This window comes from Ruegeria sp. BK1, assembly GCF_056535645.1.
On record NZ_JBQFIS010000001.1, the window covers coordinates 1,940,084 to 1,959,107 of the forward strand.

Genomic DNA, 19,024 nt, shown 5'->3' on the forward strand with positions numbered 1-19,024 from the left:
CGCATCGGCGCAGGGTCAGTTGATCGACACCACCTCGATATCAAACACGAGGTCCTGACCGGCCAAGGGATGGTTGGCGTCCAGTGTCACTGTTGCCTTATCCGCATCAACCACCGTCACAGGCATGACCTGCCCGTCGGGTGCCTGCATTTGCAGGCGTGAACCGGGCTCCAACGGGATATCGTCGGGGATGCCTTCGCGCGGGATGCTTTGCCGCATCGCCGGGTTGATCGGCCCGTATGCGTCGACGCAAGCAATCTCGACCTTCTTCTTCTCACCCACCGTCAGGCCAGACATGGCGCTGTCGAGCCCCGGAATGATCTGCCCCGATCCCACCACAAATTCCAGCGGATCGCGACCGTCCGAGCTGTCAAAGACATTCCCGTCCAGTAACGTCCCCGTATAGTGAATGCGAACCGTGTCGCCCTGTTTGATAGCGGTCATTCTGGCCTCCGGCCGTTAAAGAGTTGAACGGCCAACCCTAGAGTGTGACACGCCATTGTAAACTCGTTCCTCTTTTGCCAACCTGCGCCCCAGGGATGGAGGGATCAGATGCCGATCAAAACATGTATCTTTGACGCTTATGGCACGCTGTTTGATGTAGCCGCCGCCGCGCGACAGGCCGCAGCCGAACCAGGGTTTGAGGAGCTGGGGCAGAAATGGCCCGAACTGGCTAATTACTGGCGCCTGAAACAGTTGCAATATACTTGGTTGCGCGCAGTCTCGGACGCACATGCGGATTTCTGGGATGTCACTCAGGACGGGTTGGATTGGGCTTTGGAGGCCACCGGTCTGGATGGCGATTCAAAACTACGGCAACGTCTGCTCGACCTCTATTGGGAGTTGCAGGCCTACCCCGAAGTGCCCCAGATGCTGCAAGCGCTCAAGGCCGGAGGATTGCAGACCGCGATTCTGTCGAACGGCTCGCCGCCGATGTTGGACGGTGCGGTGCAATCTGCGGGGATTGGCGATGTGCTGGACGATGTCCTGTCGGTCGAAAGCGTCGGGGTCTTCAAACCCCATGTACGCGTCTACGATCTGGTGCAGGAACGGTTCGGCGGCGAACGGAACGAGATTTTGTTCGTGAGTTCAAACGGCTGGGACGCCGCAGGTGCCAGTGGCTATGGTTTTACCACCGCATGGGTCAACCGCGCAAAGGAACCAATGGACCGCTTGCCCTGGAGACCCGCGCATGTATTGTCCGACCTGACGATGATCCCTCAACTTGCTGGGCTGGAATGACATTTTTTACAACAACTGATGGAAAGAACCTGTATTTCGAAGAAAACGGATCAGGTTCGCCCGTCCTTTGCCTTGCAGGGCTGACACGTAATACCCAGGACTTCTCGTTTCTGACACCGCATATGGCAGATCATCGGATGATTGCGATGGACTACCGAGGGCGCGGCCAGTCGGAGTATGACACCGACCACGGCAACTATAACGTTCTGCGCGAAGCCCATGACGCGATCGAATTGCTGGACCATCTTGGGCTTGAGCGGGTTTCGGTGATCGGTACTTCGCGCGGCGGGTTGATAGCCATGGCGCTCGCCGCCAGTCACCCCGAGCGTTTGGCCTCGGTCGTGCTGAACGATATCGGGCCGGTTATCGACACGTCAGGGATTGCCAAAATAATGGGCTATGTCGGCAAAAAGCCGGTTTCCAAAACCTATGATGAAGCAGCTCTTGCCCTGCAGCATATGATGGCCGAGCATTTCCCCGGAGTTCCGCTGGAGCGATGGCGGCAAATGGCTGAATTCCAGAATCAGGAAACTGAACAGGGCCTAGCTTTGCGCTATGATCTGGGGTTGCGCACCGCCTTGCTGGAACAGGCCGCCGCCGGGGCGATCCCGGATATGTGGCTGTTTTTTGAGGCTTTGCGCGACATTCCAACCGGCGTAATTCGGGGTGCAAATTCCGATGTGCTGGGCAAGGATACTCTGGCCGAGATGCATAGACGTCATCCCGGCCTCGTCTCAGTCGAAGTCCCTGACCGGGGCCACGCGCCCTTTCTGGACGAACCGCAATCCCTGGAGCTGATCCGCAACGTATTGGACGCCGTATGAGCACATTACAAATGATTGAAGCGGCCGCCGACCGGTTGCGGGGCCATGTGCGGGAAACACCGATCCTGACCTCTCCGTTTCTGGACGAGATTGCGGGCCGCCGGGTGCTGGTCAAACCCGAGTGCCTGCAACATACCGGCAGCTTCAAGTTTCGCGGAGCTTGGTCGGCGATTTCAGCGCTCAGCGAAGCCGAGCGCAGCCGCGGGGTGATCGCTTTTTCCTCGGGCAATCACGCGCAGGGCGTGGCCCACGCCGCCGCCCGTCACGGTATCGCGTCGGTGATCATCATGCCGTCAGACGCGCCCCAGTTGAAAATCAACAACACCCGCGCTCTGGGCGGTGAGGTGGTTCTGTACGACCGCGCTACGGAAAGCCGCGAAGAAATTGGTGAGGCTTTGGCCGTCGAGCGTGGCCTGACCCTGATCCGCCCCTATGACGAACCGCAAGTGATTGCCGGGCAAGGCACCACTGGTCTGGAGATCGCCCGGCAAGCTGCGGATTTGGGCGTGAAACACGCAGATGTGCTGGTGTGCTGCGGTGGCGGCGGGCTGACCTCGGGCATTGCGCTGGCGCTTGAAGAACACGCTCCCGGCCTGCGTCCCCGCCCCTGCGAACCCGAGGGGTTTGACGACGTGAAACGCTCTTTGGCGACAGGGCAAATCCAAAGCAACGCAGCGACCAGCGGCAATATCTGCGACGCCATCCTGACTCCGCAACCGGGGGACATCACCTTCCCCATCCTCAACCGCCTGTGCGGCCCCGGCCTGTCTGTGTCCGAAGATGAAGCCATGCACGCCATGGCGCTGGCCTTCTTGCGCCTCAAGATTGTTCTGGAACCGGGCGGAGCGGTATCGCTGGCCTCGGCCCTGTTTCGGCGCGACGAGATCGAGGGTGATGCGGTGATCGTCGTCGCCTCGGGCGGCAACACAGACCCGGATGTCTTTGTCAAAGCGCTGGAGTTCCTGACCTGACAAACCCTACGCGATTTGGGTATTAGTCGGTTCCAGATGGGATGAACGGGGAAACAGTCATGCAGATCGCTGATCTTGGGGATGTCCAGATTCACTATCGGGTCGACGGAGACCCCGATGGGCCGACCGTGGTGTTCGCGAACTCACTGGGCACCGATATGCGCCTGTGGGACGCCGTGCTGCCCCATCTGCCCGCTGGTCTGCGGATCATTCGGTATGACAAACGCGGGCACGGCCTGTCGTCGTGCCCAACGGGTCCCTATTCGATGGGGGCGCTGGTGCGGGATGCCGAAGCGTTGCTAGATCTTCTGAATGTACGCGACTGCGTGTTTGTGGGCCTGTCTATCGGTGGGCTGATTGCGCAAGGCTTGGCCGTTAAACGCATGGATCAGGTGCGCGCACTGGTGCTGTCGAACACGGCGGCCAAGATCGGCACGCCCACCATGTGGCAGGACCGGATCGACGCCATCCGCAAGGATGGGATCGAGGCGCTGGCCGACGCCACGATGGAGCGCTGGTTCTCGCGCGCGTTTCGCACCACGCCTGATATGCTGCTGTGGCGAAACATGATGGAGCGCCAGCCTGCCGAAGGATATATTGGGTGTTGTGCGGCCATTTCGGGCACGGATTTTTACACCCCCACAAGCGGCTTGCGCCTGCCCACGCTGGGCATTGCGGGCAGCGAGGATGGCTCGACCCCGCCCGATCTGGTGCGCGAGACCATCGAGTTGATCCCCGGATCGAAGTTCGAGTTGATGCGCAGGGCCGGTCATTTGCCCTGCGTCGAGCAGCCCGAAGAATATGCAAACCTGCTGCACCGTTTCCTGACCGATATCGGTCATATTTGAAGGAGGGAGACATGGCGGATTTTCTGTTGGTTCACGGCTCCTGCCACGGCGCGTGGTGCTGGCGCGATCTGATCCCGGCGCTTCAGGCTTTGGGGCACACGGCCCGCGCGATCGACATGCCCAGCCATGGCTCGGATCCGACGCCGGTCGCGCAGGTCACATTGGCCGGGTGCCGGGATGCGGTGTTGGGCGCCTCGACCCCCGAAACGATCATCGTCGGACATTCCTGGGGCGGCTACCCGATCAGCGCCGCGGCCGAGGCCGATCCTTCCGCCATGAAGGCGCTGGTATATCTGTGCGCCTATGTGCCCAAAGATGGCATGTCGATGGTCGAGATGCGCCGCCAATCGCCGCGCCAGACCATCGCTGACGCGGTCGACAAATCCGCGGATGGCCTGTCGTACACCGTAAAACCCGATTGCGTCCAAGAGCTGTTCTATCACGATTGCCCACCTGCCACCGTGCGAAATGCTCTGGCGCGTCTGTGCCCGCAACCCATCGCGCCGCAGGACACGCCTCTGCCCCTCAGCGACAGGTGGGATCAAGTTCCAAGGGCTTATATCCGCGCGACCGACGACCGCACTATTCCCCCAGAATATCAGGCACAAATGAGCCTGTCGGTGCCGCCAGATATGCGCTTTAACATCGACAGTTCGCACTCTCCGTTCTTCTCGCAGCCTGACACATTGGCCGGAATTCTGAACGCCATCGCCGAACAAACCTTTCCATCCGGTCGTCCGTGTTGACGCTTTTCGTCCAATCACCGAGGGACCAGCGCCCGCCGGACCACTTGGGTGATTGCTGACGATGCGCCTGCCCTTCCTCTTTGTCCTGCTGACCGTGATGATCGACGCGATGGGCATCGGCCTTGTTCTGCCAATCATGCCCGAGCTCATTGTCGAGGTTCAGGGCGGCACCCTCGCAAGCGCCGCTATCTGGGGCGGCGTGCTCAGCACAACATTCGCGGCCATGCAATTTGTATTCGGCCCGATCTTGGGCAACCTCTCGGACGCGTATGGGCGGCGGGTCGTTTTGCTGGTCTCGCTGTTCGTGATGGCGCTGGACTATGTCGTGATGGCACTGGCGGGCAGCATTTGGCTCTTGCTGATTGGGCGCCTTGTCGGAGGTATCACAGCAGCCACCCATGCCACCGCTGCCGCCTTCATGGCCGATGTCTCGAAACCGAAAGACAAGGCAGCCAATTTCGGCCTGCTGGGCGCGGCTTTTGGCATCGGCTTTGTCCTTGGCCCCGTAATCGGTGGATTGCTCAGCGAATACGGAACCCGCGCGCCCTTTTAGGCTGCCGCTGGGCTTTCAACCCTCGCATTCGCCATCGGTGTCTTTGTCATGCCCGAGACCGTTACCGACAAAACCCGCCGCGCGTTCAGCCTGCGCCGCGCCAATCCGGTCAACTCTTTGCGCGCCATAGCCAGCCTGCCCGGAATTCGCCCGTTGTTGTGGGTTTATTTCCTCTATTCCGTGTCGATCTACGTCTATCCGGCAATCTGGGCCTATTTCACCACAGAGCGCTTTGGCTGGTCGCCGCAGATGATCGGCCTGTCGCTGGGCGTCTACGGCATCGGAATGGCCGCGGTTCAGGGCGGGTTGATCCGACCGGCCATGCGGTATTTTGGTGAGCGCAAGACCATCATCTACGGCATGGGCTTCGAGATCGTCAGCTTTATCATACTGGGATTTCTGACCAACGGCTTCATCGCCCTGATGCTGATCCCGATCACCGCCATTGGTGCAATCGTCACCCCGGCGTTGCAAGCGATGACATCCCGCGCCACGCCGGATTCCCAGCAAGGAGAGTTGCAGGGCGTCCTCACCTCACTGCATGCCTTGTCGATGGTAATATCGCCTTTGGTGATGACCAGCGTCTTTGCGCAGTTTGCGCGCCCGGATGCCGTGCTCTATCTGCCGGGGGCACCGTTTTTTCTGGCCATGCTGTTGATGGTTGTGGGCTTTGTCCTTTTCTTCCGGTCACCTAAGGTCATGACCTGACAACGACACTTTTGTGACGGTTTCCACCTTGCGTCGCGCGCCCGTCCGCGTCACCGTGACCGGAAAAGGACGAGGGCAAACCATGCAAACCATCAAAGCCGCCGTATGCCGGGCGTTTAACGAACCTCTGGTCATCGAGGACGTGCAACTGGCACCACCGGGAACGGGCGAGGTCGAAGTGACCCTGGATGCGGTGGCGATCTGCCACTCGGACATTTCCTACGCCAGTGGCGCGTGGGGCGGGTTCCTGCCTGCGGTCTATGGGCATGAGGCTGCGGGTGTGATCTCCGCCGTGGGCGCTGCAACCGACGGGTTTCAGGTCGGGGATCCAGTCATTGTCACGCTGATCCGCGCCTGCGGGTCCTGTCCGTCCTGTGCGGGTGGGCAACCGACCATTTGCGAAACGCCCTACGACACAGTGAAAGGCCCACTGCGGACCTCGGACGGCGATCCACTGGAACAGGCCATGGCCTGCGGTGCCTTTGCCGAAAAGGTCGTCGTCAGCCATAGGCAGATCGTGAAAATCCCCGAAACCATGCCCAAGGACGTTGCCAGCCTGCTGTCTTGCGGTGTGATCACCGGAGTCGGTGCCGCCGTCAACGCCGCTGGTTTGCGGGCCGGTCAGGACGTTGTAGTTATCGGCGCGGGCGGGGTCGGCCTGAATGCAATTCAAGGCGCTCGCATTGCTGGAGCCCGCCGCATCGTGGCTGTCGACATGACGGAAGAGAAGCTTGAGATCGCAAGGGAATTCGGTGCGACCCATGGCGTACTGGCGACGGCCAAAGTCCCTTGGAAGGAATCTTACAAGGCTTTGGGCGGGCGCGGCGCGGATGCCGTACTAATTACCGTTGGAGCCATCCCGGCCTATGATCAGGCCCCGCGCTATCTGGGACGCGGCGGCAAGGCGATCATGATTGGGATGCCGCATTCCGGGGATATGTCCACCTATGAACCGGTTATGCTGGCCGCACTGGGCCAGGGCGTGATCGGGTCGAAAATGGGCGATGTGGTCATTCAGCGGGACATTCCGTGGATGATCGACCTCTACGAACAAGGGCGGTTGAAACTGGACGAGTTGATTTCCGGTCGCTGGTCACTGGATCAAATCAACGAAGCGATTGCCGACACCAAAACCGGATCGGCCAAACGCAATGTCATCCTGTTTGACCGAGAGTAGCCGCGCATGAAACTGCAAGATCTCGACATTATCGTCACCGCTCCGCCTGCGCCGGGCTGGGGGGGACGCTATTGGATATTGGTAAAGCTCACGACCGATACCGGGATTACCGGCTGGGGGGAATGCTATGCCTCCTCCGTCGGACCCAAGGCGATGCGCCACGTTATCCGCGACGTGTTCGAGCGGCACATGCTGGGCGAGAACCCCGAGAACATCGAACTCATGTTCCGCCGCGCCTATTCCAGCGGCTTCACGCAGCGCCCCGACCTGACGGTGATGGGCGCGTTTTCGGGGCTCGAGATCGCTTGCTGGGACATTCTGGGCAAAGACCGCGACCGCCCGGTCTATGCCTTGCTTGGCGGGCTGATGAATGAACGCATTCGCGCTTATACGTATCTCTACCCCCTGCCTCAGCATAATCTGACTGACTTCTGGACTTCACCCGAACAGGCCGGAGAATGCGCGGCCGAGATGGTCCGGCGCGGCTTTACGGCCGTTAAATTCGACCCCGCCGGGCCATACACGATCCGGGGCGGGCACATGCCTGCTATGTCCGATATCTCAATGTCCGTGGCCTTCTGCAAAGCGATCCGCGAGGCGGTCGGCGACAAAGCCGACCTGTTGTTCGGAACCCACGGCCAGTTCAACACCGCCGGCGCGATCCGTTTGGGACAAGCGCTGGAACCGTATTCTCCGCTATGGTTCGAAGAACCAACCCCGCCCGACATGATCGAGGATATGGCCCGCGTCGCCCGCAATGTCCGCATCCCGGTGGCGACTGGTGAACGGATGACGACCAAGGCCGAATTCGGCGCGGTTCTGCGCGCGGGCGCGGCTGAGATCCTGCAACCTGCCTTGGGACGTGCGGGCGGGATATGGGAGATGAAAAAGGTCGCCGCCATGGCCGAGGTTTTCAACGCCCAGATGGCACCGCATCTTTATGCCGGGCCGATCGAGTGGGCCGCGAATATCCATCTGGCGGCCTCAATCCCGAACCTACTTCTGCTTGAGACGATCGAAACCCCGTTCCATGACGCGCTGATCAAGGGCAGCCTTCGGGTTGAGGACGGGTTTGTCACCGCGCCCACCGCGCCGGGGTTGGGAATTGAAGTAGACGAGGAATTGGCCCGCGCGCATCCCTTTGACGGAACGGGTCTGCATTTACAGATGCAGGAAGAACCTTGCGACTATGTCAACGGAAATGCGTTTCAGGGCGGCGCGCCTGCAACCGAGGGGTGACAAACCGCAGGGTTTTGCGGCATATTGCATGAACCCCCTATTTTCAGACAGGCCACCCATGACACTCATGGAAAACGACACGCAAACGGCAGATGGTGCCGTAACAGATATGAAGGAAAGCGCCGCGCAGGCGGCGGCTTTTCTCAAAGCTCTGGCCCATGAAGGCCGACTGATGATCCTATGCCATTTGGGAACGGGCGAAAAATCGGTGGGTGAGTTGGAAAGGCTGCTGGAAATCCGTCAGGCCGCCGTCAGCCAGATGCTGGCGCGTTTGCGGGCCGAGGGGCTGGTTTCAACCCGTCGCGATGGCAAGACGATCTATTACTCGTTGAAAGACGGCAATACCGAGCAGGTGATCGGCCTGCTTTACGATCTGTTCTGCAAGCCGCAGGATTAGTTCGACACGTAGCCCGCAATCACCTGCATCAGCTTAAACGCCGTCGCGGCGTCATTTTCCACAACGGCCAGGAATTCCTCTTCGCCCACGCGCAGACAGGACAGCTCTGTCTCGGCGATCATGCTCAGCGCGCGCGGTTCTTTGCGGATCAGTCCCAGTTCGCCCACCAACGCCCCTGCGCCTACAGTGGTGATCAACTGATCCGGTCCGTCGGGCTGCGGCAAGTACAGCCCAGCCTCCCCTTCCAGAACTACATAGGCCCCGTCGGTAGGCTGGTCATCTTTGAGGAAAACAATCTCGCCCGGTTTGGCGTCGAACCAGCGGGCACCAAATGCCAGTAGGCGAAGTTGGCGACGGTCGAGGCCAGAAAACAGCGGCGTCTGCTCCAACGCGCGCAGTTTGCGCGCGAGGTCGGCCGATGCAGCACTGTCTTCTTCCACGTCCGTAGGTCCTTCGTCTGAAACCACACGACCTTGCCGTATTTCGACAAACATGTCGAATACGCCGGGGTTGTCGAACTGGTCGTTCAGATAGATGACAGTCGTCTCGGGTAGCAGCGATCGCAGGTTCTTATAGACCGCAACCTGCGTGGACATGTCATAGCTGGCGAGCGCACTATCAAGGATCAGGATATCGGGTTTCTTGATCGTCGCACGGGTAAAGGAAAGCGGTTCGGCAAAAACCGCAGGCAGGTTCTGCCCGCCCAACGCCACCGGCACGTCATATATCAACTCGACCACTAAAGGCCGTGCGCCGTTCTGATCCAGCACATCCACGATCAGCTTGCGCACCTCGTCCGAGCGCGCGCCACCGATCTGGCTGACTTTTCCGAACAGCGCATTCTCCATCACCGTCAAACCCGGTGCAAAAGCATCTGCGTTCAGTGGCACAAACACATCGTGCAGCGTTTCCAGCAGCTTTTGCGAGTGACTGTGGCGCAGTTCCAGAATCCGATCCTTCAGCTCATCGGTGAACGCAGGCCCGATCTGCTCGGCCGAGATCACAACAGGCACGGCCAGAAGCGTGGCAAGCTGTTCATCATCCAGACCTGACACGCCTTCGTCCCGCGTGCGTTCCAAAAGTTCGATGGCCTTTTCATAGGTCTGCGCCTCAAGCCCAAGCTTTCGGAACAAAGGGTGATCGGTTCCGTCCAGACCGAAAATCTGGCGCAGCATTTCGATTACGTCGCGGGTCAGATGCACCAGCGTTTCATCCAGCCCCAATTCCCGAAGCTGGCCAAGGAAAACGGTCTGCTGTGCCAACAGGGCCTGCGTCACCGGAACGCGCGGGGTGGCAAACAGCAGGTTCTCGGCCACCGGCAGGGCCGCGTTGTAGCAGCAGCGATCAAAGACCAGCGCCTGTTGCTCCAGCCCGGCATCACGCACGGCCTGCTGCACCACCGGGCGCAGCTCAATCAGTTTTCCCGCCAGATTTTGGTGCGTGCCCGGATCAAACGCCTGTTCCGCCCCGCGCTGGAACAACGCCCCACCCGAGCCCATCCCGTCAATCAGGTGCAACCACCAGTCGCGTAGCGCCTCGGGGCTGTCCAGATCCGCACGCGACGGGTCCAGCCATTGGGCCTGCAACGGGTCATCGCTGTTGCCCGCCCGTCGAGTTTCGGCAAATCCGGGATCGTCTGTGGACGCGCTTAGCGGTTTGAACCGGATCGGCATCATTACGTTGTCGCCCAGCGTGCCCTGAAACATCACCGGGCGAGACGAAGCATAGCCGATACGCGCCGCGACGACCCCCTGATGCAGGCTCGCAATATCCTGTGTCCCTATCGACACTCGCCCGGCACTGGGCAGCATCTCGCGCGTCAGCAGCTCGGCAATGGCGCGGCGATCTTCCTCGCTGGGTGCCGCGATCCCGATAGTCTTACCCGCCGGAAAGCTGAGGTTCAGATCATCCAGCACCTGATTGCCGTCCATATCCCGGACCGAGACATGATCCAGCACGATATCGCCCCGCAGACGCGGTTGTTTTTCGGGCTCACCCTCAAACAGCTTTTCGTCCAGCATGCCCGGTGGGGCAAATCGCTCGACGACCACCTCCCATCTCAGTGACATGTCCTGAGTCTGGTTGTAGTAGGTCAGCAATTCCTTCCAGGGCGAGCTGAGGTCCTTATACGCCGCCAGCGCCGCCACCAGCGCCCCCAGCGAGACCGAACCCTGAAGTACCAGCAAACCACCGACCAGATAGAACATGAACGGGGTCAGTTGCGAGATGAAGTTGTTGATGAACTTCATAAAGAACTTTTTCTGGTAGATCTCGAACCGGATACCGAACAGACGCCCCAACTGATCCGAGATCATCGCCCGCCGATACCGCCATCCGCCATTGGTGCGCAGGGTCGAGGCACCAGCCGCGTTTTCACCGATCTGGGCGGCCAGAACGCGGACTTCCTGAATACGCTTCTTGTTCAGCAGGTTGATCTGGCGTTGAAGCTTGGGGATCAGCCACGCCTGCACCGGGATCAACGCAACAGCGGCCAGGCCGAACCAGACGCTTTGCAAAAACAGGAAGGACAGGATGGTAATCATCTGTCCTGCCTGCAACACCGGCTGACTGATCGCATCGCCCATCAGCCCGCCCATCGGCTCGCTTTCGGCGGTGATCATCGACACCATCTCACCCTGACTGACCCGTTCAAAATAGGGTTGAGGGAACCGAAGGGCACGGCTGATTAACTGATAACGAAAGCGGCGCAGCATCCGCTCGCTCAGCACACCTTTCATCGTGTTGATCCGCATTTTCATCAGGCCATGAGCCAAAACTGCAGCAAGGAAAGCAAAACATAGGATGATCAGAAATGTCGTTTGCGGCAGTTGGTAGCCAAGCACATTCACCACCGAGCTTCCGGCCCCGATGGCGTCATTGATGATCCGCTTAGGCAACTCCAGCGTGAGATACAGCAAGGGAAACAGCGTCGAAGTCACAGCCAGCAGGATTAACTGGTCGCGCTTCGAATATTTCCAAATAAAGCGGAAGATCGTGCGTTCTATGGAACCTGCCCCTGCTACGGTTCATGGACCCGGCCTGAACAGCATCGCCGCCCAACCGTTGCTTTGAATTTACCGCAATCGAGACCAGCGACGCAAACAGTTTCCAATTTGATCAGATTTTTGCCGAATGTGAACAAGTTCATTTGCGCAACCACAAGTTAGCGCCTAGACTTTGCATCAGGACGATGTCGGGAGGATTCATTTGCATGCCAGTTTAGGCGCAGTGTTTTTGATGCTCTGCTTATTGCAGATCAAACATATGTTTGCGGACTACTACCTCCAAACGCCAAAAATGCTGGCGGGACGCGGAGAATATTTTCACATGGGACGAGCACAACATGCAGCGGTGCATGTAGTGGGCTCTGTCCTTGTGTTTTTGCTGTTCGGCGCGCCCTGGGCCTTTATTCTGATCATCGCCGCGCTGGAATGGATCGTTCATTTCAACATTGATTTCGCCAAGGCCAGTTATTCCGACAAAAAGCAATTGGTACCGACGCAATCGGCCTTCTGGCGTGCTGCCGGTCTAGACCAATGCCTGCACAATCTGACGTATGTCGCTATGGTCTGGGCTTGGGTGAAATTTGCGGTTTAGGCCACGTTAACAAGGCCGGATCGACTGTAGATCGACAACCACATGTCATCCAGCACATCCAGCTTCTCAACGTCAAAATTGTCTGCATGTTCCCAATACCGACCACTCGGAACATAATATCCCAGATCCCGTTCGCACCGCAAAACGTTGTCCATCCCATCCGTCGATGGCAACTGAGGTGACATCAAAGAGGTCGTGGAAACTGAGGGGTAGACCAACCTGCTGCACCCTTGCGAAAGCCGCACGACCCGGCAGCCCTGCGCAGCCCCGAACAAGCCCAGACGCGCGGACTTGGCCTCGAGCGATCTGAGCGTGACATCATCACGCAAGGGATCGGCGGCCCCGCGACCGTAGAAATGCGTCTTGCCTACTTTCGGGTAAATCATGTCGCAGCCAAAGTAGGTTAGAACCGCCGGGCGCAGCGATGCCAAAGCCCAATACCCAGCCGTCAAGGCCATCGTCCCGCCCGCATAGACGAAACCGCCATAAGCATTTTGCAGCGGAACATACTCCGAGGCCTCGACAATGCGCTGACCCGGATCTGACGCGGCAGGTCTGTTATCGACCGGAAAATCCTCGGGGTGAATCAACACATCCCAATCCGGTCGGACACGCCAGGCATTATTGATGGCGACTATATGGGTAAAGGGCGCGCGGGGCCACTGTCGGGCGGCCACTGCGCTTGGGGCGCTGCCCAGTATCAGAACTCGGTTCCTCGGTTCGGTCATTCTGGGCTCCGTCCCATTCTGCTCCCAGAATTCTAGAGCGATTCAGCCTGACGGCTAGCCCAGAACCGAAAAACTGCTTTCTTCGTTAATGGGGCGCTTACGAGAATAGAACCCCACGTCGATCATTCGCTTGATATAGGGCAGTTCGAATTGCAGCGGTTGCGTGTCGTGATCTGCACCGCCCTCGCAATAGTTGATCAGCGCGGCCATCATCTTGCCGGCAATTGGCGCGTTCTTGTACTGGTTCCCGCTGGTCCCGCAGGCCATGTAGAACCCCGGCAGGCTGGATTTGTCGTAGATCGGAATCCAGTCGGTCGACGCATCATACAAGTCCACCACTCCGCGCGTTTTCGAGGGAATGCCGAGGCTTGGCACCCGTTGTGCATAGCGCATCGCCTGAGTGGTCCACTGATCGGTGAAGTCGCGGTTGTAGTGCACGTCATCCTCGCACCACTGATGCGGATCGCATTCGGGATCTTCCGAGCCAACAAGGATGTGGTTGCCATGTTCCGGCCGGCAGTAAAGCGCGATATCGCTGTCCGACACGATGGTGCCGTCGTTTTCGAAATCAAACCCTTCGGGCGCGGGGACGTGCACCACCTCTTGCCGCAGGGGGCGGGTTTCGATGGTCATGTCATCCAGCACACCCGCCATACCGTTGATGATGGCCGAGCCCGGCCCAGCCACATTCACCACCACCTTGGCACGGATTTCCTCACCCGAGGCCAGCTTGACCCCGGCCACGCGCCCATCCTCGGTCAGAATCTCGACCACTTCGGCCCCGGTGCGTACTTCGGCCCCGCTCAATTTGGCCGCGTCCATCAGGTTCTGCGCCGACAGTGCCGGGTCGGTAACGTAGCCCGCTTGCGGCCAGAACACCCCGCCCTGCATCTTGCCCCCGTTGGGCTGGCCAAATTCCGGATCATCCATGCGTTTGGGCGGCGTGAAACTGTCCAGCGAATAGACAGGCAAGCGCTCGGTGATCTTCTCAGGCGACCATTCCTCAAACGGGCAATCCAGATCAGCGCTGTTTTTCATATGCTTGTCCAGCATCCCGTTGGCATCGGTCTTCATCACCAGACACCCCGTCTCGCGGAACTGCGCCAGATTGGCATCAGCGGGCAGGCCCAGATAGGCAGCCCAGTCGCGCCAATAGTGATACCCCTCCCACGCGAACGCAGTGCCGTCGAAGGTCGAATAGTGCATTCGAATGATGGCGCAGGACCCGGCTGTGGACCCGTGCCCGACCTGAGCGTTGCGGTCCAGTGACAGGGTTTTCCATCCTGCCTTGGCCATCTCGAATGCGACGGCAGCCCCGATCACTCCGGTGCCGATGATGATTGCGTCAGGTTGACTCATGACGTGTTCTTCTCCCAGTAAAACCGCGAATAGGCGCTGAACTCCTCGATCTCTTCGTCGAGCGGTTCCACACCAGTGAAAACAAACAGGTAGTGAGAGACCAACGACAGCCGCAGCGACATCGGCTCATTTAGCTGCGCCAAATCGTACCCGATCTGCATGTAGTAGAGCACGCGCGCCCGCGTCTCGGCCTCGGTCTCATCATAGTCATAGCGGATGAACATTGCCCGCAGCGCCGCCAGCCGCCGTGCATCCGACTGATCCAGCATTCGCCGTACCTTGCCCGACCGCCGCGCCCAGTCGCGCATGGCAAAATCCAGCGCGGTATCGAAGAGTTCAGAGTTCACGACACAACGCTGCACATTGCAAACAGCGGCGGTGATCGTTGCGGCAGGGAGTTCGGATTGGGCGATCAGGGCCGCCGTATTGGTCGCCTGCCATTTGGCGAGCAACGCATCCAACAGCTCCTGCCGGGACTTGAAATACCAATAGAAAGACGACCGCGACACGGCCATACGCTCGGCCAGGTTCATCACCTTGACCTGCTCGACCCCGTCCGAGATCAGCACGTCCATCGCGACATTCAGCCAGTCGTCCCGCGTGACCTTGATATTGCCGACCAAAGGTTCGGCATCCGGATCATCACGGTGAAGAATGGGTTTGGTGTTCATTCAACTCTCCGGCGGCGCGCCGCCCTCGGCGGTCCTGCGCGCGATGAAATCCTGCAAGGCACCCAGCTGGTCGCTGTTGCTGCTGGGGGGCTTGAAATCATTAAGGATACCCTTCCAAACTTCGGTGGCGCGGTGATTGGCATCGACCGAGCCACGCTCGGTCCACGTCCCGAAATTGGCGTAGTCATGGACATGGGGCTGATAGAATTCGGTGTTGTACCGTTCCATAGTCTGGGTTGAGGCAAAGAAATGCCCGCTAGGGTCGACCTCGCTCAGCGCGGTGTCAAAACCGATCTCGGCAGCGCCGGCCTGAGCGCCTGCGCAAAGCTCGGCCACCATGTTCAGCACCTCGGCGTCACAGACAAGCTTTTCGAATGAAACGGACAGCCCGCCCTCCAACCATCCTGCCGCGTGTATGATCACGGTGGCCCCGGCCATTAGACAGCCCCACAGGCCAAACTGGTTCTCATTCGCCGCCTGCACATCGTTAATGTTTGAAGCCGATCCCGCAGCGGATCGCCATGGCAAGCCCAAATGCCGCGCGAGTTGCCCTGCAGCCAGTGACGCTTGAAAATGCGAGGGCGTCCCGAAAGCAGGGGCGCCCGATTTCATGTCCACGTTGCTGGTGAACGTGCCATAGCAAACTGGCGCGCCGGGTTTGGTCAGTTGGGTCAGGGTCAATGCCGCCAGAGCCTCGGCATGGGACAGCGTAATCGCGCCCGCCACGGTGATCGGGGCCATTGCACCCATCAAGGTAAACGGCGTGATAATCGACATCTGCCCATGCCGCGCAAAATCGATCAGCCCCTGTGCCATGGGGATATCCAGCGTGCGCGGGCTGTTGGTATTGATGATCGTATAACAATGCGGGTTTGTACGGAATTCGTCATCGCTTAGCCCCCGCGCGGTCGAGAGCATTTCGAAACAATCCATCACCTGCGGCGTTCCGCGCGAGAAGAAGAAGGGGAACTTGTCTGTCAGTTCCATTTGCGCCTGCGTGGTGAAATAGTGCCGCAAATTGGTCGGCACATTCTGCGGCTCTACCTGGGGTGAGATCATCTGGAACACATCGAAATGATGCGTCAGCTTCAGGAAATCCAGATAATCCTGCCCCGTTGCCGGGCGGCGACCCCTTTCCAGATCGGTGGCGTTTGGCGCCCCTGCCCCTGGCTGAAACACCAATGAGCCCAGCTCCAGCGTGAAATCGCGAGCACGTGACCCGGCACGGCAGGCAATCGACTTGGGGGCCGAGGCGACGGCGGCCTCAACCATGTCGCGACCGATAAAAACCATTTCACTGCCTTCATCTACGCGCGCTCCAGCAGCGGCATAGATACGACGTGCCTCCGGCAGCAGGACCTTGACCCCAAGTTCTTGCAGGATGCGCAGCGCAGTGTTGTGAATGTCCGCGATCTGATCTGCAGGGAACACTTCCATCTGCGGAAAGGGATTCCTGAGCTGGCGGTAGTTGACGTCGCGACTGGGCGGTGGCGCGGTGTCCCCACCGCGTCCACGCCGTCTTCGGCCCCGTTCAGACGTTTGCGCGTTCATGTTCAACCCCGCATCGCTTTGCCCTGCGGATCGTAGGGCGAAGCAGAAATGACCCGCGCGGGACGCTCGACGCCAACCACATGCACGGACAACTCGGTCCCCGGCTCGGCCTTGTCGCGGTTAACCAGGGCCATCGCCAGAGATTTGCCGGTGTAGTGCCCGTAGCCGCCCGAGGTCACAAAACCCACCCGCTCATCACTCGACCAGATCGGTTCATACCCGCTGGCATCCGCATCCAGCGCATCGACCTCTAGCGTGACCTGAACCTGCGCTGGTCCGTTGCCGTCGCGTTCGGCCATGGCGGCCTCTTTGCCCACAAAGGATTTGTCCCAGTCGATCCAACGATCCATCCCGGTCATGCCCGGCGTGTACGCCTGAGTAAATTCAGCCGACCAGATCCCAAAGCTTTTCTCAAGTCGCGTAGACTGCATCGCGTTAAAACCGCATTCGCGAATGCCTTCGTCAGCCCCGGCCTCAAGCAAAATTCGGCGCAGTTTGATGTGATCACCATAGCGGCAATTGATCTCATAGCCTTTCTCGCCCGTCACCGACATGCGGGCCACGCGCGCACGGACCAGACCGATGTCGAAATCCCCACAGCCCATGAAAGGAAGGCTTGCGATATCCTGCTCGGCCAGTTTCTCGACCACCGCCTGCGACTTCGGTCCAACCACGGCGAATCCGCAATTTTCCTCACCAAGATCGCGGACCGAGACACCGTCAATCATGTGGTCATCGAACCAGCGCATGTGCCAGGCCCGCAGGTAGTAGCTACCCATGATCCACCACGTTCCTTCGCCCCAGTTAAGGACAGTCAGATCACCTTTGAGCCGCCCGTTCTCGCCCAGCATCGGGGCAAGCTTGGCACGCCCCGGCGCAGGCAGTTTCGAAGCCATGACCTTGTCCAGCCAAAGCTGCGCATTGGGGCCGCTGACCTCGAAACGCGAAAAGCCGGAAATATCCAAAAGACCCGCACCTTCGCGGATCACCTTGCATTCCTCGGACACAATGTCATGCGCGTTTGACCGTTTGAGCGTCGGCGTTTCCTCGAACCCTTTCGGCCCGAAATAGAGCGGCACCTCAAGATCCCAACTGACGCCCCACTTGCACCCGGCTTCGGTCATCGCGTCGTGCGCGGGGGCCATTTTCAGCGGGCGGCCTGCGGGCAGTTGCTCGTTCGGATAGGTCATCACGAAGCGGCGCGAATAGAACTGCCCCGTGGTTTCGCGGATATACCGCTTGTTCTGCGCAAAATCCCCGAAACGCGCCACATCCATCGGCCACGCATCCGCCTCGGGCTCGCCATGGATCATCCACTCGGCCAGTGTTTTGCCAACGCCGCCGCCCTGCAAGAACCCGGCCATCACCGCACAGGCCGACCAATAGCCGCGCTTGCCGGGCACCGGCCCGACCAGAGGGTTGCCATCCGGCGCAAAGGTAAACGCGCCGTTCACCCAGGTCTTGATGCCCACATTCTGGATCGACGGATACCGCTCAAAGCCCAGCGTCAGCTCATTCTCGATCCGATCCAGCTGTTCCTGAAACAGTTCCTCGCCATAGTTCCACGGCGCGCCATCCATCGCCCAGTGTTCATGCTCAACTTCATAAATACCGACCAGAACGCCTTTCTGGTCCTGCCGCATATAGGTGAACCCTTCTAGGTCCACGGTCATCGGCATCTCGAAATCCGCTTGCGCGACCTCGGGTACCGTGTCGGTGATCAGGTAGTGGTGTTTCAGCGGCGAGACCGGCAATTCGACTCCGGCCATGCGCCCCACCTGTTTGGCCCACAGACCCGCTGCGTTGACCACATGCTCGCAGGTGATGGTGCCTTTGTCGGTGACAACTAACCAACCATCGGCCGTCTGCGTCAGGCTTTCGACCTTGGTTTCCTCGTAATATTCCGCACCGCGCTTTTTGGCTGCTGTCGCATAGGCCTGCACCGTGCCGGTTGTGTCGATATATCCCTCGCGATCAGCCCACATTGCGCCCAACACGCCCTCGGTCGACATGATCGGACAACGCCTCTGCGCCTCTTCCGGGGTCAGCAACTCGCAATCATCAATACCGATGGACTGGAAGATGCGGTAATTGGCCTGCAACCACTCCCAACGCTCGGGTGTACCAGCCAAAGTCAGACCACCAGTCATGTGCAGGCCGATATTCTGGCCGGATTCTTTCTCGATCTCGCTCAGCAGGTCGATTGTATAGGCTTGCAACGCCGCCATGTTGGGATCGGCGTTCAACGCATGGATACCGCCCGCCGCATGCCAAGACGACCCCGAGGCCAACCGCCGCCGCTCCAGCATAACCACATCCGACCAGCCAAACTTGGCCAGATGATACAATACAGACGCCCCCACGACGCCGCCCCCAATGACCACTACGCGATACTGAGATTTCATCTTGCCCT

General features: G+C 59.5%; 16 protein-coding genes and 1 pseudogene. 10 read left to right on the plus strand and 7 right to left on the minus strand.

Translation table 11 applies throughout. The annotated features are described in order from the left end of the window. Nucleotides 1–15 precede the first annotated feature (15 nt). A complete protein-coding gene (locus tag ACR3E7_RS09710) occupies nucleotides 16–444 on the minus strand; it encodes an FKBP-type peptidyl-prolyl cis-trans isomerase (protein WP_480502842.1) in 429 nt (142 codons plus the stop codon). Nucleotides 445–552: 108 nt separating this feature from the next. Between ACR3E7_RS09710 and ACR3E7_RS09715 the strand changes: the two genes are divergently transcribed. From ACR3E7_RS09715 to ACR3E7_RS09755, 9 genes and pseudogenes are all read left to right on the plus strand, one after another. Beyond that, nucleotides 553–1,242 carry a haloacid dehalogenase type II gene (locus ACR3E7_RS09715; protein WP_480502843.1) on the plus strand — a complete coding sequence of 230 codons (690 nt, stop codon included), beginning with the start codon at nucleotides 553–555 and terminating at the stop codon, nucleotides 1,240–1,242. Next, nucleotides 1,239–2,066 (plus strand): alpha/beta fold hydrolase, encoded by an 828-nt coding sequence (locus ACR3E7_RS09720; protein WP_480502844.1) that lies wholly within the window; start codon nucleotides 1,239–1,241, stop codon nucleotides 2,064–2,066. The genes ACR3E7_RS09715 and ACR3E7_RS09720 overlap by 4 nt, the downstream gene beginning before the upstream one ends. After that, entirely contained in the window at nucleotides 2,063–3,037 is a 975-nt protein-coding gene (locus ACR3E7_RS09725; RefSeq protein ID WP_480502845.1) for a threonine ammonia-lyase, read from the plus strand. Before ACR3E7_RS09720 ends, ACR3E7_RS09725 begins: the two co-directional genes overlap by 4 nt. A gap of 59 nt (nucleotides 3,038–3,096) precedes the next feature. Beyond that, nucleotides 3,097–3,885 carry a 3-oxoadipate enol-lactonase gene (gene pcaD, locus ACR3E7_RS09730; RefSeq protein ID WP_480502846.1) on the plus strand — a complete coding sequence of 263 codons (789 nt, stop codon included), beginning with the start codon at nucleotides 3,097–3,099 and terminating at the stop codon, nucleotides 3,883–3,885. A gap of 11 nt (nucleotides 3,886–3,896) precedes the next feature. After that, nucleotides 3,897–4,631: an alpha/beta fold hydrolase gene (locus tag ACR3E7_RS09735; RefSeq protein WP_480502847.1), complete on the plus strand. Its 735-nt coding sequence runs from the start codon at nucleotides 3,897–3,899 to the stop codon at nucleotides 4,629–4,631. 61 nt (nucleotides 4,632–4,692) lie between these two features. Next, nucleotides 4,693–5,892, plus strand: a pseudogene (locus tag ACR3E7_RS09740) (TCR/Tet family MFS transporter). A gap of 82 nt (nucleotides 5,893–5,974) precedes the next feature. Continuing rightward, nucleotides 5,975–7,069 carry a Zn-dependent alcohol dehydrogenase gene (locus tag ACR3E7_RS09745; protein ID WP_480502848.1) on the plus strand — a complete coding sequence of 365 codons (1,095 nt, stop codon included), beginning with the start codon at nucleotides 5,975–5,977 and terminating at the stop codon, nucleotides 7,067–7,069. A 6-nt stretch (nucleotides 7,070–7,075) separates the two neighbouring features. Then, nucleotides 7,076–8,308: a mandelate racemase/muconate lactonizing enzyme family protein gene (locus ACR3E7_RS09750; RefSeq protein ID WP_480502849.1), complete on the plus strand. Its 1,233-nt coding sequence runs from the start codon at nucleotides 7,076–7,078 to the stop codon at nucleotides 8,306–8,308. Nucleotides 8,309–8,417: 109 nt separating this feature from the next. After that, nucleotides 8,418–8,705, plus strand: coding sequence for an ArsR/SmtB family transcription factor (locus ACR3E7_RS09755; protein WP_170770588.1), 288 nt, complete (start codon nucleotides 8,418–8,420; stop codon nucleotides 8,703–8,705). On the opposite strand, the gene ACR3E7_RS09760 is transcribed toward ACR3E7_RS09755, so the two are convergent. Beyond that, nucleotides 8,702–11,698 (minus strand): cyclic nucleotide-binding domain-containing protein, encoded by a 2,997-nt coding sequence (locus tag ACR3E7_RS09760; RefSeq protein WP_480502897.1) that lies wholly within the window; start codon nucleotides 11,696–11,698, stop codon nucleotides 8,702–8,704. The genes ACR3E7_RS09755 and ACR3E7_RS09760 overlap by 4 nt on opposite strands. A 244-nt stretch (nucleotides 11,699–11,942) precedes the next feature. Between ACR3E7_RS09760 and ACR3E7_RS09765 the strand changes: the two genes are divergently transcribed. Further along, a complete protein-coding gene (locus ACR3E7_RS09765) occupies nucleotides 11,943–12,302 on the plus strand; it encodes a DUF3307 domain-containing protein (protein ID WP_170783009.1) in 360 nt (119 codons plus the stop codon). Here ACR3E7_RS09765 and ACR3E7_RS09770 read toward each other — a convergent pair. Genes ACR3E7_RS09770 through ACR3E7_RS09790 form a run of 5 tightly spaced genes read right to left on the minus strand, consistent with a single transcriptional unit; the run spans nucleotide 12,299 to nucleotide 19,016 of the window. Then, entirely contained in the window at nucleotides 12,299–13,030 is a 732-nt protein-coding gene (locus tag ACR3E7_RS09770) for a hypothetical protein (protein WP_480502850.1), read from the minus strand. The two genes, ACR3E7_RS09765 and ACR3E7_RS09770, sit on opposite strands and share 4 nt — an antisense overlap. A 54-nt stretch (nucleotides 13,031–13,084) precedes the next feature. Continuing rightward, nucleotides 13,085–14,389 carry an NAD(P)/FAD-dependent oxidoreductase gene (locus tag ACR3E7_RS09775; RefSeq protein WP_480502851.1) on the minus strand — a complete coding sequence of 435 codons (1,305 nt, stop codon included), beginning with the start codon at nucleotides 14,387–14,389 and terminating at the stop codon, nucleotides 13,085–13,087. Continuing rightward, nucleotides 14,386–15,060: a TetR/AcrR family transcriptional regulator gene (locus tag ACR3E7_RS09780; RefSeq protein ID WP_170782943.1), complete on the minus strand. Its 675-nt coding sequence runs from the start codon at nucleotides 15,058–15,060 to the stop codon at nucleotides 14,386–14,388. The genes ACR3E7_RS09775 and ACR3E7_RS09780 overlap by 4 nt, the downstream gene beginning before the upstream one ends. Continuing rightward, nucleotides 15,061–16,611 carry a trimethylamine methyltransferase family protein gene (locus ACR3E7_RS09785; protein WP_480502852.1) on the minus strand — a complete coding sequence of 517 codons (1,551 nt, stop codon included), beginning with the start codon at nucleotides 16,609–16,611 and terminating at the stop codon, nucleotides 15,061–15,063. It abuts the gene before it with no gap. 2 nt (nucleotides 16,612–16,613) lie between these two features. After that, the gene (locus ACR3E7_RS09790) at nucleotides 16,614–19,016 is read right to left on the minus strand and encodes a GcvT family protein (protein WP_480502853.1); all 2,403 of its coding nucleotides are present in this window, start codon (nucleotides 19,014–19,016) and stop codon (nucleotides 16,614–16,616) included. Nucleotides 19,017–19,024: the final 8 nt, after the last annotated feature.

Bases quoted from the DNA above. Each gene is read 5' to 3' on its own strand.
- ACR3E7_RS09710 (WP_480502842.1), bottom strand. From the start codon at position 444: ATGACCGCTATCAAACAGGGCGACACGGTTCGCATTCACTATACGGGG.
- ACR3E7_RS09750 (WP_480502849.1), top strand. From the start codon at position 7,076: ATGAAACTGCAAGATCTCGACATTATCGTCACCGCTCCGCCTGCGCCG.
- ACR3E7_RS09725 (WP_480502845.1), top strand. From the start codon at position 2,063: ATGAGCACATTACAAATGATTGAAGCGGCCGCCGACCGGTTGCGGGGC.
- ACR3E7_RS09715 (WP_480502843.1), top strand. From the start codon at position 553: ATGCCGATCAAAACATGTATCTTTGACGCTTATGGCACGCTGTTTGAT.
- ACR3E7_RS09770 (WP_480502850.1), bottom strand. From the start codon at position 13,030: ATGACCGAACCGAGGAACCGAGTTCTGATACTGGGCAGCGCCCCAAGC.
- ACR3E7_RS09785 (WP_480502852.1), bottom strand. From the start codon at position 16,611: ATGAACGCGCAAACGTCTGAACGGGGCCGAAGACGGCGTGGACGCGGT.
- ACR3E7_RS09775 (WP_480502851.1), bottom strand. From the start codon at position 14,389: ATGAGTCAACCTGACGCAATCATCATCGGCACCGGAGTGATCGGGGCT.
- ACR3E7_RS09790 (WP_480502853.1), bottom strand. From the start codon at position 19,016: ATGAAATCTCAGTATCGCGTAGTGGTCATTGGGGGCGGCGTCGTGGGG.
- ACR3E7_RS09745 (WP_480502848.1), top strand. From the start codon at position 5,975: ATGCAAACCATCAAAGCCGCCGTATGCCGGGCGTTTAACGAACCTCTG.
- ACR3E7_RS09780 (WP_170782943.1), bottom strand. From the start codon at position 15,060: ATGAACACCAAACCCATTCTTCACCGTGATGATCCGGATGCCGAACCT.
- ACR3E7_RS09735 (WP_480502847.1), top strand. From the start codon at position 3,897: ATGGCGGATTTTCTGTTGGTTCACGGCTCCTGCCACGGCGCGTGGTGC.
- ACR3E7_RS09720 (WP_480502844.1), top strand. From the start codon at position 1,239: ATGACATTTTTTACAACAACTGATGGAAAGAACCTGTATTTCGAAGAA.
- ACR3E7_RS09755 (WP_170770588.1), top strand. From the start codon at position 8,418: ATGAAGGAAAGCGCCGCGCAGGCGGCGGCTTTTCTCAAAGCTCTGGCC.
- pcaD (WP_480502846.1), top strand. From the start codon at position 3,097: ATGCAGATCGCTGATCTTGGGGATGTCCAGATTCACTATCGGGTCGAC.
- ACR3E7_RS09765 (WP_170783009.1), top strand. From the start codon at position 11,943: ATGCTCTGCTTATTGCAGATCAAACATATGTTTGCGGACTACTACCTC.